This window comes from Rhodovulum marinum, from assembly GCF_004343075.1.
Classification (GTDB): Bacteria; Pseudomonadota; Alphaproteobacteria; order Rhodobacterales; family Rhodobacteraceae; genus Rhodovulum; species Rhodovulum marinum.
Window position 1 is genome coordinate 1 of sequence record NZ_SLXP01000001.1, and the last position, 12,057, is coordinate 12,057.

At 67.7% G+C, this 12,057-nt stretch carries 15 protein-coding genes and 1 tRNA gene; all 16 read right to left on the reverse strand.

The features are described from left to right. Window positions 1-483: 483 nt before the first annotated feature. A tRNA-Ser gene (locus tag EV662_RS00005) sits at window positions 484-573 on the reverse strand. Between the two features lie 189 nt (window positions 574-762). Beyond that, the gene (locus EV662_RS00010; RefSeq protein WP_132460087.1) at window positions 763-1,389 is read right to left on the reverse strand and encodes a nucleoside/nucleotide kinase family protein; all 627 of its coding nucleotides are present in this window, start codon (window positions 1,387-1,389) and stop codon (window positions 763-765) included. After that, window positions 1,386-1,601: a hypothetical protein gene (locus EV662_RS00015; protein ID WP_207903560.1), complete on the reverse strand. Its 216-nt coding sequence runs from the start codon at window positions 1,599-1,601 to the stop codon at window positions 1,386-1,388. Before EV662_RS00015 ends, EV662_RS00010 begins: the two co-directional genes overlap by 4 nt. Beyond that, a complete protein-coding gene (locus tag EV662_RS00020; RefSeq protein WP_132460088.1) occupies window positions 1,598-1,819 on the reverse strand; it encodes a DUF7220 family protein in 222 nt (73 codons plus the stop codon). The genes EV662_RS00015 and EV662_RS00020 overlap by 4 nt, the downstream gene beginning before the upstream one ends. Then, on the reverse strand, window positions 1,816-3,489 hold the full coding sequence (locus EV662_RS00025; RefSeq protein ID WP_132460089.1) for a hypothetical protein: 1,674 nt from the start codon (window positions 3,487-3,489) through the stop codon (window positions 1,816-1,818). Before EV662_RS00025 ends, EV662_RS00020 begins: the two co-directional genes overlap by 4 nt. Window positions 3,490-3,493: 4 nt before the next feature. Then, window positions 3,494-4,171 carry a holin family protein gene (locus EV662_RS19675; RefSeq protein ID WP_207903561.1) on the reverse strand — a complete coding sequence of 226 codons (678 nt, stop codon included), beginning with the start codon at window positions 4,169-4,171 and terminating at the stop codon, window positions 3,494-3,496. Then, window positions 4,162-4,776: a holin-associated N-acetylmuramidase gene (locus tag EV662_RS00035; protein ID WP_132460090.1), complete on the reverse strand. Its 615-nt coding sequence runs from the start codon at window positions 4,774-4,776 to the stop codon at window positions 4,162-4,164. Before EV662_RS00035 ends, EV662_RS19675 begins: the two co-directional genes overlap by 10 nt. A gap of 80 nt (window positions 4,777-4,856) precedes the next feature. Next, window positions 4,857-5,117, reverse strand: coding sequence for a spike base protein, RCAP_Rcc01079 family (locus tag EV662_RS00040; RefSeq protein ID WP_132460091.1), 261 nt, complete (start codon window positions 5,115-5,117; stop codon window positions 4,857-4,859). 53 nt (window positions 5,118-5,170) lie between these two features. Further along, the gene (locus tag EV662_RS19340; RefSeq protein ID WP_165915467.1) at window positions 5,171-5,485 is read right to left on the reverse strand and encodes a hypothetical protein; all 315 of its coding nucleotides are present in this window, start codon (window positions 5,483-5,485) and stop codon (window positions 5,171-5,173) included. Between the two features lie 27 nt (window positions 5,486-5,512). Next, window positions 5,513-6,115: a hypothetical protein gene (locus EV662_RS00050; protein ID WP_132460093.1), complete on the reverse strand. Its 603-nt coding sequence runs from the start codon at window positions 6,113-6,115 to the stop codon at window positions 5,513-5,515. Beyond that, entirely contained in the window at window positions 6,112-6,648 is a 537-nt protein-coding gene (locus EV662_RS00055; protein ID WP_132460094.1) for a hypothetical protein, read from the reverse strand. The genes EV662_RS00050 and EV662_RS00055 overlap by 4 nt, the downstream gene beginning before the upstream one ends. A gap of 14 nt (window positions 6,649-6,662) precedes the next feature. Further along, a complete protein-coding gene (locus EV662_RS00060; RefSeq protein ID WP_132460095.1) occupies window positions 6,663-8,405 on the reverse strand; it encodes a hypothetical protein in 1,743 nt (580 codons plus the stop codon). Beyond that, window positions 8,398-9,225, reverse strand: a complete 828-nt coding sequence (locus tag EV662_RS00065; protein WP_132460096.1) for a hypothetical protein — start codon at window positions 9,223-9,225, stop codon at window positions 8,398-8,400. Before EV662_RS00065 ends, EV662_RS00060 begins: the two co-directional genes overlap by 8 nt. 10 nt (window positions 9,226-9,235) lie before the next feature. Continuing rightward, complete coding sequence (locus EV662_RS00070; protein WP_132460097.1) at window positions 9,236-11,053, reverse strand: hypothetical protein; 1,818 nt, start codon at window positions 11,051-11,053, stop codon at window positions 9,236-9,238. A gap of 185 nt (window positions 11,054-11,238) precedes the next feature. Continuing rightward, entirely contained in the window at window positions 11,239-11,649 is a 411-nt protein-coding gene (locus EV662_RS00075; protein ID WP_132460098.1) for a hypothetical protein, read from the reverse strand. A gap of 4 nt (window positions 11,650-11,653) precedes the next feature. Further along, window positions 11,654-12,055 carry a phage tail tube protein gene (locus EV662_RS00080; RefSeq protein ID WP_132460099.1) on the reverse strand — a complete coding sequence of 134 codons (402 nt, stop codon included), beginning with the start codon at window positions 12,053-12,055 and terminating at the stop codon, window positions 11,654-11,656. Window positions 12,056-12,057: the final 2 nt, after the last annotated feature.

The following is a 12,057-nucleotide window of genomic DNA, read 5'->3' on the forward strand; positions in this document are numbered from 1 at the left end:
GCCATCCGGAGCCGCTTCGCCGGCCACACCAGCCGTAGCGCCAAGACCCCTCATGCACTAAGACTGAAACCGGACCACTTCATCGGGGCAGGTCATGCTGCTTACGGCAAACTTCCGGATTTCGCCAAGCGTGTAGATTGTTCCGAACCCGCAGCGAACTTCCGCTCCCCACCCCTTCCAGGTCGAGATCAAAGCCTATGCTGCGCCAAGCCTGACAGTCGGCGCAGGGCCGCGGACATTTGGAGGTGAGTGGGACGCCTACAGGCCGATGGGCCATCACCTTACGCAGCGAGGGCAGTGCCGCGCTTGGCGATGACAGACCTCTCTTCTGACTCGAGCCTCTCTCGTCACAAACGGGGATCGCAATCGATAGAACCGCTGGGCAATAGCGCTAAAAGCGTGTGGTGATAACGTGTGGTGATGGGGCAAATGCAGTCACGCCAAACCATTGATAAATAATGCATAATTTCTATGGATGAGGGGTGGCGGAGACGAAGGGATTCGAACCCTCGAGACGGTTTCCCGCCTACTCCCTTAGCAGGGGAGCGCCTTCGACCACTCGGCCACGTCTCCGCCGACGTGTCTATGCGCTAGGCCCCAATAAAACAAGGCGAATTTTGCCGCGATCCGAAATTCCACATCGCCACAAAATATTTTGATTTGTGCGCGTTCATTGTGACGCGGGCGGGCCGTGCACGCCGGAAGCGTGCAAAAAGCGTGCACGGCCCGCCGCGATGTTCGCGCGACGTTCCGGCCCGGCGATCAGCCGAGCGCGATCTCCAGAGCTTGAGCCTCAAGCCTCTCCAGACAGCCGGAATTGTCGATCACGGCGTCCGCCTCGAAGGCGAAGGATTCCGAGGCGTGCGCGGCCGCGGCCGATCCGCCGCGGCCCTCGATCATGACGACGATCCCACCGAGCGCGCGCACCGCCGCGGCCTCGTTCGGAAAGCGGACGTCCTCGAAGGCGACCGGAACGCCGCGAGCGAGGAGATCGGAGGCGCGCGCGATCATCGGGGAGACCCAGAAATCCGGCGCCATGAGATCGCGCCCCCACTCGGTCCCGAGCGTGCGCATCGCGTGCCGGGGCGTCCGGTGCGAGAGCTCCGGCGCCGGGACCTCCTTCAAGTCGCCCTCGATCATCCGCTCGATCCGGTCAGGGGCGACGCAAAGCTCGGCGAGAAGGCCACGAAAGGCGGCCTTGAGCGGCGCGGCGAAGCGGAGCCGCTCGAAACCCACGCCCGCAAGCGCCTTCGCCGCGGTCGATTTGCCCGAGTATTGCGGGCCGGCGAGGCCGATCACCGGGAAGCGCGGGACCTGGCCAGAGGCGGCGGCGAGGATCGTCGCATCCGCGAGATCGGCGTCGCCCGCGTTCCACTCCTGCCCGCTCACAGGATCGCGTCCTTCCCCTCGTCGGGCTCAAGCGATTCCTTGAGGTGCCCGGGGTCGATCCATTCGAGGAGAAGGCCGAGCTCTCGCCAGCCCGCGAGGTGCGCGCGCTTGGCGGCGCGCGACGAGATCGTCTCGTCGGGATCGCCGAAGAGGATCGCGTTTCCGAGTTGATCGACCGCGATCAAGATATTCATCAGGTAACGTCGGATCATGTCCGGGTGCTCCAGTAATTGAAGAGGCGGCGGAGAGCGTAGCTCCGCGCGAGAGAGGCGACGGTGAAGGCGGCCGTCGCGGCGAGGCTTTGGGCGGCCGTGATCCCGACGCCGAGCGCCGGGAGAACGGTCATATTCAGGGCGAAGGCGAGGGCAGAGCCCGCGACGATATTCACGAGGGCCTCGACGAGCGAGGCTCGGCGGGTCTGGCCCCTCATGCCCGCCACCGGCCGCGCGGGTCTTGCGTGACGATCGTCCGCTTCCCGTTCGGATAGGTGACGACGTGCGCGCGCTTCCACGAGCCGGGGCCGGTGTTATAGCCCTGATCCAGCGCCCCGGTGATCCCGGCGATGTAAACGCCGTCGTGGATTTCCGGGGCGTGGGTGTGCCCGATCGTGATCCGCTTCGCCATGCGGGCGAAGCTCGTCGCCGATCCGCGGCCCCCGTTCGGGCCCTCGTCACCATGAAGGCCGCACTCGATCCCGCCGCCGCCCGAGTCCTGACAGATCGGAAAGGTCCCGCCCCGCGGGACGAAGCCGACCCCCTCCAGCCGGCGCGGGTCCGCGTCCCGGAGCGCCCAGCGGAAGAGGTCGAAATCTTCATCCTCGTCCGAGAGCGCCTCGTAGAAGGCAAGGTTGCAGCGGTGCCAATATGCGACGTTTTCCACGTCGCCGCGGTCGATCGGGCTCTTCGCCCATTGAAGGAGCCGGTCGTCGTGATTCGAGTAGATCACGACGGGCTGGCAGAAATCGCGCTCGATCTCGCGCAACGTCCGGGCGCCGGCGGCGACCTGGCCCGCCATTCCGGAGTGACCGGCCGCGACCATCTTCGCCCGGTGAAACGGATCGCCGGCGACGTGGCGCGAGTGCGCCTCGATCGCGACGAGATCGTGAACGAAGGCCAGCCGCGGGCGGAGCTCCTCGATCAGGGCGTCCGCCCGGCGCCCCCAGAGGAGCGCGGCGACGTGATCCTCGACGGTCGGGACGTGCAAGTCGCCGAAGGTGACAGCCTCGACACGGTGCCCATGGGAAACGCGGCCGTCGCGGACCACCGCGTCGAGGTCCTGAAACGCGCCGTCCGGCGTGGCCGAGACTTGCCGGCACCACGCCGCGCCGGAATCGTCCACCTCGACGACGGTCGCGCCGAGGATATGGTGAAACTCCGCTTTCTTTCCGGCCTTCTTCTCGACGTAGTTCGGCACGGTGACGGCGCCCGTCGTCATGAGCGAGGGAACGTGCTCGCCCCGCGGCGCGGGGGCGGTCTGATATGCGAGCTTCGCGTGAGGAAAGATCGCGTCCCGCCCGCGCGAGTAGCTCGTGAGCCCCGAAAGCGGCCGCGCGGCGGTCGGGAGCGTATTCATTTCGGCGCAGAAGAGCACCGGCCCGAGCTCGATCGGATCGAAGCGAAGGAAGGGGCGGACCTCCTCGCGGAAGGTCCCCGTCAGGGTCAGCCGGTCGGAGTGCCGGATCGTCTGATAGGTGAAGCCGCCGACGAGGAGCTCGGCGCCGATCGCCGTCGCATAGGCGCGGAGGTTGCTCCAGAACCGCGGGTGAACGTCGGTATCATCCTGCGCCGAGGTCACGATCCAGCGGCGCACCTCCCCCGTGCGGATTTCACCGGGGGCGACGCCGGCCGGCGAGAAGAGGCTCCAGTCGGGGAGGAAATGCTCCTCGCCCCGGGCCTTCCGCCGCTCCTGCGTCCGGACGAAACCCCCGATCGAATTCCGATCCTCCTCGTGACCGGCCTCGCGCAAGGCGCGCGCGGCCTCGGAGATCGAGGAGCCGCGCCCGGCCTTCTGCCGGTAGGGCGCGAAGCCCGCCCGGAGAGCGCGCTCGATCGCGTCCTTGATGCGCTGCGCCCGGGCGGGCTCCATTCCGGCGTTAGGCATGGGATCACACCCTCCGAAGGGCCGCCGAGAGGGCGGGGTTTCGATCGAGGATCGCGAAGTCGATCAGGGAGGCCCCCGGCGGCGGCGCCGGGCGAGGGTCGTCGGCCGTCGCGACCTGGTGCACGGGCAGCGAGGCGGGGCGACCCCCGAGGAGACCGCGGATCGAGGCCGGGAGCGCGCCGAAGAGGCCCGCGCGCGCCGCGGACGGATGGGCGGCACCCGGCGGGGAGGCCGCGGCGAGCTCCTCGCGGACCTCCGCCGTCCCGGCGCGCCACCGGGCGAGCGCCTCCATCGAGCGGGCGACGTTCACCTCGCGGCCCTTCTGGAGCTCGCGCGCGCCGAAATAGAAGGACACGATCGCGCCGAGAAGCCACCACATCGGCTCGGGGACGAGCGCGAGGGCCGAAACCCGGACGGCGAAGGATTCGGGCGCGACCATCGCGAAAACGAAGAGGCCCAGCGTCCCGAAGGCCATCGCCGGGCGCGGGAGCCTGTTCAGGCCGTCCACGATCCGCCCGAAGCGATCGGGACCGGCGCGCTCCGCGGCGAGTTGCTCCAGCGCGGCGAGAAAGCGATCGTTGTCGCGCTGGTCCGCGGCCTCGGCGTTCGGCCGAAAGACCTCGATCGTCTCGCGGGCGACGCCGGAGCCGAGGAAGCGGGTCAGGAAGGAGATCAGGCCCATTTGGCACACCTCGCCTTGTGCTCGGCCGCGGTCAGGTGAAACCGCGGCGAAATGAATTCCTCCGCGCGGACGATCCAGCCGCCCTTTCCGCCATCGCGGCGGCGCGCGTATTTGCGCGAGCTCGCCCGGAGATCGGCGAGCCGGTAATAGTAATTCCGCCGGGCGATCCCGTAGGCATCGGCGAGGAGCGCCGCGCCGACCTGGCGCACGGCGCGCGCAGCGGCGGCCGCGGTGTTCGGGCCGATCGCGCCGTCGATCGCCACGCGCTCGCCGAGCTCGACGAGGAGCCGTTGAAGGAGCTTCGCGGCATTGCCGCCGGCGTTCACGTTCATGTCGTAAACGGTCGGCTGGAGCGCCGCGGGCAGGAGGTCGATCCCTGCGCCTTGGAAATAGTGGCGCTCGAAGATTTCGGCCGCCTTCTCGGCCGAGAGGAGCTTGACGTCGGCGACGTCGATATCCCCGTCGCGATCGAGGTCGAGCCCGAGCCGGCGCATCGTCCCGATCGTGACGCCGAATTTCGTCGCGCCGCCCGGATCGTCGGGGTCATTCACGAAGCCGCCTTCGCGGGCGACGATCTCGGCCGTGATCTCGCGGACCGTTTGCATTGCATCACCTCAAGAAAAAGCCCGGGCCGAAGCCCGGGCGGTGCACGAAGCGCCGCCGAGTCGGCGGCGCGGAGGGGCGATCACCAGATCGAGACGATCCCGGCCGCCGTCGTCCCCGTCGCCCAGACACGGGCGACGCGGATGGGAAAGGCGACTCCCGCCGCGATGTAGACCGTCTCGGTCGTGCCCCCGACCGTCGTCGCCCTGACCTCGCCGCTCTGCGCGACGCACAAGGCGCGCGAGGCGGTCGCGAGGTCCGCCTCGTCGTCCGGGGTCACGGCCGCGAGAAAGGCGCCGGGGGACTCGAGTCCCGCGGCGTGCGATTGGAATCGGTCAGACATTGGGAAACCTCCTATGAAAAGGCTTGAGCGGGCGCAGAGCCCACCGCGGCGATTTACTGCGCCTTCTGTTCAAGGCGCGCGATCGAGTCGCGGATTGCTTGGATATTCGCGAGGAGTTGCGAATAACGCTCGTCGGCGCGGGCGGCCTCGATTTCGAGGGCGCGGACGCGCCCCTCGACGACGAGGCGCGCCGCGGCCGCCTCGTCGATCTCCTCCTCGACCGCGGCGACGTCCGAGGCCACGGCCGCGAGATCGGACGTCATGGCGACCCAAGAGCCGCCGAAGCCGACGAGGATCACGGCGACCTGGATCACGTTCCCGACCGATATCGTCCGCGTGAAAACGGGCTTCGGAGGAAGGTCAACCATTCTCGCCCCCTTTCCTGATCCACCGCATCACGATCCCGCCCCCTCCAGCCCGAGCGCCGGGCCGAGCCCGAGCGCGATCGCGGTCGCCCGGGCCTCCTCAGCCGCGGCAAGGAGCGTCGGCTCGTATTGGTGCGGATCTTCGACCGCCTCGATCTGCGCCGTCACCTTGCGCCGCAGCCCCGCCAGCGCCGCGGCGCCGGCCCGGAACGTTTCGGCCCGGGCAATGACTTTCGCCGCGAGCTCGTCGAGCGTCTCGCCCGTGATCGTCGCCTCGCCGGAAAGAAAGTCGAGATCGGCGGAGGACGCCGACCCGGCGAGATAGGCGCGCGCGGCGGCCTCCTTGATCGGCCACGAGAGCCGCTCCTCGGCCGGAACGGCGCGGACGAGGGGCGCCGCGAACTCCTCGGCCCAAGCCACCATCGCGGCGAGGGCCTCGGCGGCGGTCGCGTATTTCGGCGGCGCCTCCGGCTTCGGAGGCTCGATATAGGGCGCGACCGGGCCGAGTTGCCCCGAGAGGGCGAGATCGTGCACCAGATCGCCGGGCTTCAAATAAACGTCCACGCCGGTCGCCGTGTTGCGAGCAAGGATTCCGCCATGCCGGTTCACGGCGCGAAGATTTTCGAGGATCATTGAAAACTCCATTTGCCGGCGCCCACGGCGGGCGGAACGGGAAAAACCCACTCGCCACCCGTTGAAAGCTGCACATTTGAGAGGGAAGCGAACCGATCCGCACCCTGATTGTCGAGGCGGAACGCGACCCTTATCTCGCTGTTTGCAGAGATCGGGAGATCGACAGAGTGCGCCACCCCAGCCCCGGACCCCGAGAAGGTGCCCACGGTGACGTCATCAACATAAACCCGGGCGTAGGCCAAGCCGGAGTTCGATCCGATGACAAAACGCAAGCGCACCGAACCGGCCTGCAAAGACGTCCAGCGAAACCCATCAGAATAAATCTGACTCGGGCTGGTCATCACCCCAACCGAGAGGAAGCGCACCTCGTCCCCGGCCGTAATCTCAGGGAAAGCCCCAGGCATCAGCCGCGGGGCTCCTGGCGCACCGATCGCAATTGCTTCTGGGTTGCGAGCAAGCCGCGTAAAAAGCGACGAGGTGAGCGGAGAGCCCGCGTCGAGCTCCTCGTCGCCGATATCGTTCCAGTCTGGCACGCTTGGCCCTCCTGCTATCTGATCTTGAAGCCCTCGCTCCCGTCCGGGAGAAAGCCGTTATCGTCGGATATCCACGCGACCCCGAAGGGATCGCTCCCGTCGCCGACGTAATCGCCGAGGGAGTCCTCCGCGATCTCCGAGAGAGTCCCGGCGAGGGTCGCGTCCTCGGCCGTGTAGTAGACCCGGCGCTCCGAGGGGCGCGGGTCGCGCGAGGTCACGATCCAGAAACGCGACTCCGGCGCGCCGGTCGTGCCTTGGAGCCGATGGAAGAGGATTTCCACGATCTCGCCGACGCCGAGCCCGCCGTCCTTGTCGGAGACGGCGAAGGAAACCTCCCGCGACCCGAGACGGTATCGCGAGAGAATTCGCGACGTCGTTTCCAGCGCCACCGCGCCGGAGTTGACGAACCGCGCGAAAATCTTTCGGATCGCCTTGTCGCCGAAAGCCTTTTCGTCCTCGATCGGAAGGTCGAGCGAGCCTTGAATCCGGCGATAATTGTCCTCGTCGTCGCGGCTCGCGGTCGGATCGCGCGGGTCGAAATAGACATAGACCCGCGAAACCCGCCGCTCCGGGAAATCCCGGATTCGCACGGTGCCGGCGACGAGGTGCTCGGATTCTGTCAGCCGGACCGGCCGCTCGACGATCGGCTTCACGGCCGCGAAACGGACCTTTGCCGCCACCTCGTCCCACCACTGGAGCGATTGAGTCTGCTCCAGCACCTCGCCCACGAGATCGACGACGGGCGTCGGCTCGGTGACGAGCCCGGTCAGGGTGTAGGCGGTCAGGTATTGGCCGGCCTCGGCCGCCCAATCCGAGAACGGCAGATAGGCGGCCGGAATCGTCGTGAAGCCGTAAAGCGCGGCCAGCCCCTGATCGACCGTCTCGCCGGAGAAGCGGAAACACTCTTGGACCCGATCCTCCGCCGCGTGCTCGGCCGCTTCCGTTCCATCCGACCCGCGGGCGGTGATCGTGAACTCAAGAAGTCCGCCCTCCGCCTCGGAGATCGCGGAATAGGTCATAACCTCGTCGTTGATCCGGATCGTCCCGGCGGCCGGGTAATCCCCGAGCACCGCGCCGGCGACCTGGATCGAGGCCGCGGCGGCCGAGATATCGGTCGCGAGCTCGCCCTCGGAGATCGGCGGGCATTGCGCCTTTTCGTCCGCGGCCTTCGAGAGGACGTCGCGGCATTTCATCGTGACGATCTCGTCGCTCGAAAAATCCACCGCGTCGCAGAGATAGACACGTTTCACCATGTCGGCGAGCGCGTCCCCGGCGAAGCCCTCGAAGATCGAAACCACCATCCCGGCCTTGCCGAAGGTGTTCCGCGCAAGCCACTTGCTCCAGAACGTGCCTTGCGCGAGCGGATCGTAGGAGCGCGCCGAGCGATAGGGATCGACGAGCAAGTCGCTATGAGGCGCATCCCGGAAGGTGATCGTCGCGGCCGCCCGAATCCCAAGCGGGTTCACGCGGCGATCGGCGCCCGAGACGTTGATCCGCGCCGGCGAGGTGGAAGGCGGGCCGGCGAGGAATGGCAGGATCATGATCTCGTCTGCGGGGCGCCCCTGCCCCGGGATTCCGAAATAGAGATCGAGCGTCGCGCCGGGGGCGTAGTTTTCCCGGTCGCGGCACGTCGAATAGGTGTTGAAGCACGGCGCGCCGGTCGCCGCGCACGGCGCGAGGCCATGGGAAAGCGCGCATCGCGGCTGCTCGATCCGGACGATCACGATCGGCTCGGCGGAGAAAGGCGTCTCAGGCATCGGAGAGGTATCCCTCGGCGTCGATTTCCAGATTGTGCAAATCCATCGCGCCGGCGGCGGAGGGCCGCGGCCGGGCCGATTGCGTCCAGCACAAGGCCACATCGTCGGGATGGGTGCCGGGGCGATCCGCGATCACGAAGAGGTCGGCCTCGATCGCGTCGAGGAACGCCTTCGCCTCGGTCTGGACAAAGCTCTCGGAGAGGAACGCCCAGCGGAACGAAAGAGGCAGCCCGGCGCGGAGCTTCACGCGCGAGAGGAACTCCCCCCGGACCGAGCGATTTCCCGTCATCGTGACCTGGCGCGCGAGCTCGAAGGGGGTCCGGCCGACATAGGTCGTCCGCTCCTCCATCTGGAGCGCCTTCCCAAAGCGGATAAAGCCGATCGCCGGGCGCGTTGCGCCCGCCTCGACCCAAACGCCGACCCGGAAGCGATCAGCCACGATCGGCGGAAACATGACGAAGAGAGGGCCCGCGCCGGAGACCTGGAAACCCGGGATACATTCCCGCCACCCTGCCCCGTCGAAGAACTCGACGAAAAGCCAAGCGCCGGCCGCCGCGAGATCATGGGCAGCGACCACGCAATAATCGACCGCCGACGCCGAGGAGGTCGCGATTTCCCACGTTGCATAGTCCTCCGCCGGCTTCCACCGCTCGAAGAGGAGCGAATTCGCCGGGGCCTCGGCCGTGTAGATCGCGGCCGCATCCGTCGAGGAGGCGGTGATCGTGCCCGTGATCCAGTTTCCCGCGTGCGCAATGCGGGCATGGGTCAACGGCTTATCGCCGGCCGGGAGGGCATAGCCGGCGGGAAACTGGACGGGCATCGGATCACCTCTAGTTGACGGTCACGATCGCGCCCTCGCGCGAGAGCTCTTGGAGCTTTTCCGCAAGGGAAATCACCGCCGAGCGCGGAAGCCATTCCGCCTCGCCGATGTTCAGGTTTACTTGCTGCGGCGCGGGCGCGGCTTCCGCCGCGGCGGGGGCGGCCGTCGCTCCACCGCCACCGCCACCGCCACCGGAGCCACTGGCGGAGGTCGAGGCGATCGAGGAGATAAGGGCGCCCGTTTTCGCGAGCGACGCCGCGGTGAAGGCCGCGGCCATCGGCGGGCCGCCGATCTTCATACCCTTTTCCCATGCCGCGACGGCCGCCTCGTAGCCGTTCACGGTCGCCTCGGCTATCGCCGCGGCCTTGCCGATCTCGAAGAGCTTCTTATTCTCGCTCTGCATCAACGAGGAGAGATCGCCGAACATGCCGGCAAGCGCCTGCATCCGGGCTTGACGCTTCGCGGCCTCAAGCTCTGCGATCTTTTCGTTATGCTCCTTCTGGATTCTCTCTTCGAGCGCGTTCCACTCTTCCTCCTTGCCGACCTTCTCCTCGCGGAACTTGTTCAGCGCCTCTAGCTTCTCTTGATAGTCGAGCTCGATCAATTCGCGCTCGGAGGCGAGGCTCTCTTCGAGAGCCCGGAGGTCCTCTTCGGTCGGGCCCGATCTGCCGCCGCCGCCCCCGATATCGTCGAAACCGAGAGTCGCCGGGTCGCGATTGTTGAGCCCGATCGGCGCGGTCGGAATCTCGACCTCGGGGACGAGGTGATTCCCGGGCTTGATCCCGGGCGAATCCCCCTCGCCGTCCAAGCCGTAGAGGTCGCGGAGCGCCTTGTCCGTCGCCGCATCGCCCGTTCCCTGACCGCCCCCGAGAACCGGGTCGCGGGTAACGCCCCCTTCGGGATCGACGCCAAGATCGCCGCCGATCGAGCGAGCCGCCCCCTCGGCGGCGGCGGCGGCGGGATCGCGGAGCGCCTTCATCGCCACGGCAGCGGAGTCGAAGGCTTTGGCGACCCCGGCCCCGAAGCGGATCAGCCCTTCGAGCGCCGGAATCCCGTAATCCTTCACGAACTGCGCGAGGAGGACGATCTCGTCCTCAAGCCCGATAAGCGCCGTCGTGAGCTCGGTCCGGATTTCCCCTTCGAGCTCGTCGAGCTTGTTCCGGAGGCGCTCGGCGCCGCGGAGCGTTTCGCCCGAGAGGATTCGGCCGGATCGCTCCGCCTCGTCGCCGAGCTCGTTCATCACGCGGCCCCCATCCCGCAGGAGCGGGAGGAGTGCCGTCGCGTCGGAGGCCATGGCCTCCATGTAGAAGGTGAACTCCGCTTGCGTGACGTTCGCCTTCTCCAGCGAAGAAACGTAAAGCTGGAGCGCGTCGGGGCCGGACAGCCGCGCGAATTGCTCGGCGGTCACGCCGACCTGGGGCGCGATCTTCTCGAAGAAATCAGCCATGGGCCCGCCGCCGGTCGCGATAAAATCGCCGACGCGATCTTGCACATCCTTGAGAATGTCGGACAGCTTGTCGTGTTCGATCCCGACCGTCCGCGCGGCGATCGCCCATTTCTGGAACTCGGTCGGAGTCGTGCCGGCGACGCGCGAGAGGTTCTCGATCTCGACGGCCGCCTCCGCGGCGCGACGGGCGAGCCCCGTCGTCGCCGTGGCGCCGATCGTGAGGGCGGCGGCCATCGCCGAGCCGATCTTCGCCATGCGGCGGCCGATCCGCGCGCTCTTGGTCGCGAAGGTGTCGAGATCGCGCCCCCCGGCGCGCAGGGCGCGCGCCAGCGGCGAGACGTCGCCGCCGACCTCGACGAGGATATCGGCTTCCGCTTTCATCTATCCGGCCTCCTCGACCGCTTTCATAAGGCGTTGATAAAGCCGCTCCTTCTCTTCGAGGGGCGACTCCTTCTCCGGGGGAAGGTGCGCGTCCATCAGCCACCACACCTCGCCGGGCGGGAGGCGCCAGAACTCCGCGCGGGAAACCCAGCCGCGGCCGACGAGGACCGAATAGAGGAGGCGGACTATTCCGCCCCCTCGCTCGCCCCTTCCCCCTCCGGCTTTTCCGGCGCCTCCTCGGCCGGCGCCATGATCCGGCGGTGAACCGGCGGGGCGATGATCGCGAGGAGGCCGAGGATCGCGCTTTGCACCTGGAGCGCGAGCGCGAGATCGCCCTCCGCGATCGTCTCGGTCAGGGAGAGGTAAATCTCGTCGTCCGAGACGTCGGCGCCGGCATAGCGCAGCGCCGCGCCGTAGGCGCGCGAGAGCCGCGCATAGCTCGGCCCGCCCTTGCGCATGAGCACGAGAACGGCCGGCGTGCCGGACTTGTCGGCGAGGGCGTCCTCGATCTCGGCGATAAGGCGGAGTTGATCCTCCGCCTCGACCCGGAAGGACTCACCCCGCCATTTCAGCGTGACAGGCTCGAAACCCTTCATCGGATCAGCCGCCCGCCTGCGTCAGGGTCCATTGCCCCGAGGACTGGAACGTCGCCGAGAAGGTCGTCGCCTCCTTGTAATCGTCGCCCTCGGTATATTCCCCCATGAAGAAGGTCCCCGAAATCTTGTCCCCGTTCGCGAGGTCAAGGGTCAGGTTCTCGATCGTCCAGCCCGAGACGGGCCCAAGCGCGAGGTCGCGGAGAACCTGGTCCTTCTCGACGCCCTCGGCGTTGAAGGTCAGCACGGCCGACGAGACCTTGCCGGCCATAAGCTCCTGATAACCGGCCGAGCCCTTGTCGGAAATGTCGATCGGGGTCGCGTTGCGGGTGAAGCCGGAGACGCGGACGCCGGCGACGGGGGTCGCGCCGATCGAGATCGTCGCGTCTTGCCCTGCGGTTGCGGTCATGG

Coding starts and splice junctions, on each gene's coding strand:
- EV662_RS00070 (WP_132460097.1), bottom strand. CDS start 11,053: ATGAAAGCGGAAGCCGATATCCTCGTCGAGGTCGGCGGCGACGTCTCG.
- EV662_RS00080 (WP_132460099.1), bottom strand. CDS start 12,055: ATGACCGCAACCGCAGGGCAAGACGCGACGATCTCGATCGGCGCGACC.
- EV662_RS19675 (WP_207903561.1), bottom strand. CDS start 4,171: ATGGGCCTGATCTCCTTCCTGACCCGCTTCCTCGGCTCCGGCGTCGCC.
- EV662_RS00050 (WP_132460093.1), bottom strand. CDS start 6,115: ATGATCCTCGAAAATCTTCGCGCCGTGAACCGGCATGGCGGAATCCTT.
- EV662_RS00065 (WP_132460096.1), bottom strand. CDS start 9,225: ATGCCCGTCCAGTTTCCCGCCGGCTATGCCCTCCCGGCCGGCGATAAG.
- EV662_RS00015 (WP_207903560.1), bottom strand. CDS start 1,601: ATGATCCGACGTTACCTGATGAATATCTTGATCGCGGTCGATCAACTC.
- EV662_RS19340 (WP_165915467.1), bottom strand. CDS start 5,485: ATGGTTGACCTTCCTCCGAAGCCCGTTTTCACGCGGACGATATCGGTC.
- EV662_RS00035 (WP_132460090.1), bottom strand. CDS start 4,776: ATGCAAACGGTCCGCGAGATCACGGCCGAGATCGTCGCCCGCGAAGGC.
- EV662_RS00040 (WP_132460091.1), bottom strand. CDS start 5,117: ATGTCTGACCGATTCCAATCGCACGCCGCGGGACTCGAGTCCCCCGGC.
- EV662_RS00025 (WP_132460089.1), bottom strand. CDS start 3,489: ATGCCTAACGCCGGAATGGAGCCCGCCCGGGCGCAGCGCATCAAGGAC.
- EV662_RS00020 (WP_132460088.1), bottom strand. CDS start 1,819: ATGAGGGGCCAGACCCGCCGAGCCTCGCTCGTCGAGGCCCTCGTGAAT.
- EV662_RS00060 (WP_132460095.1), bottom strand. CDS start 8,405: ATGCCTGAGACGCCTTTCTCCGCCGAGCCGATCGTGATCGTCCGGATC.
- EV662_RS00075 (WP_132460098.1), bottom strand. CDS start 11,649: ATGAAGGGTTTCGAGCCTGTCACGCTGAAATGGCGGGGTGAGTCCTTC.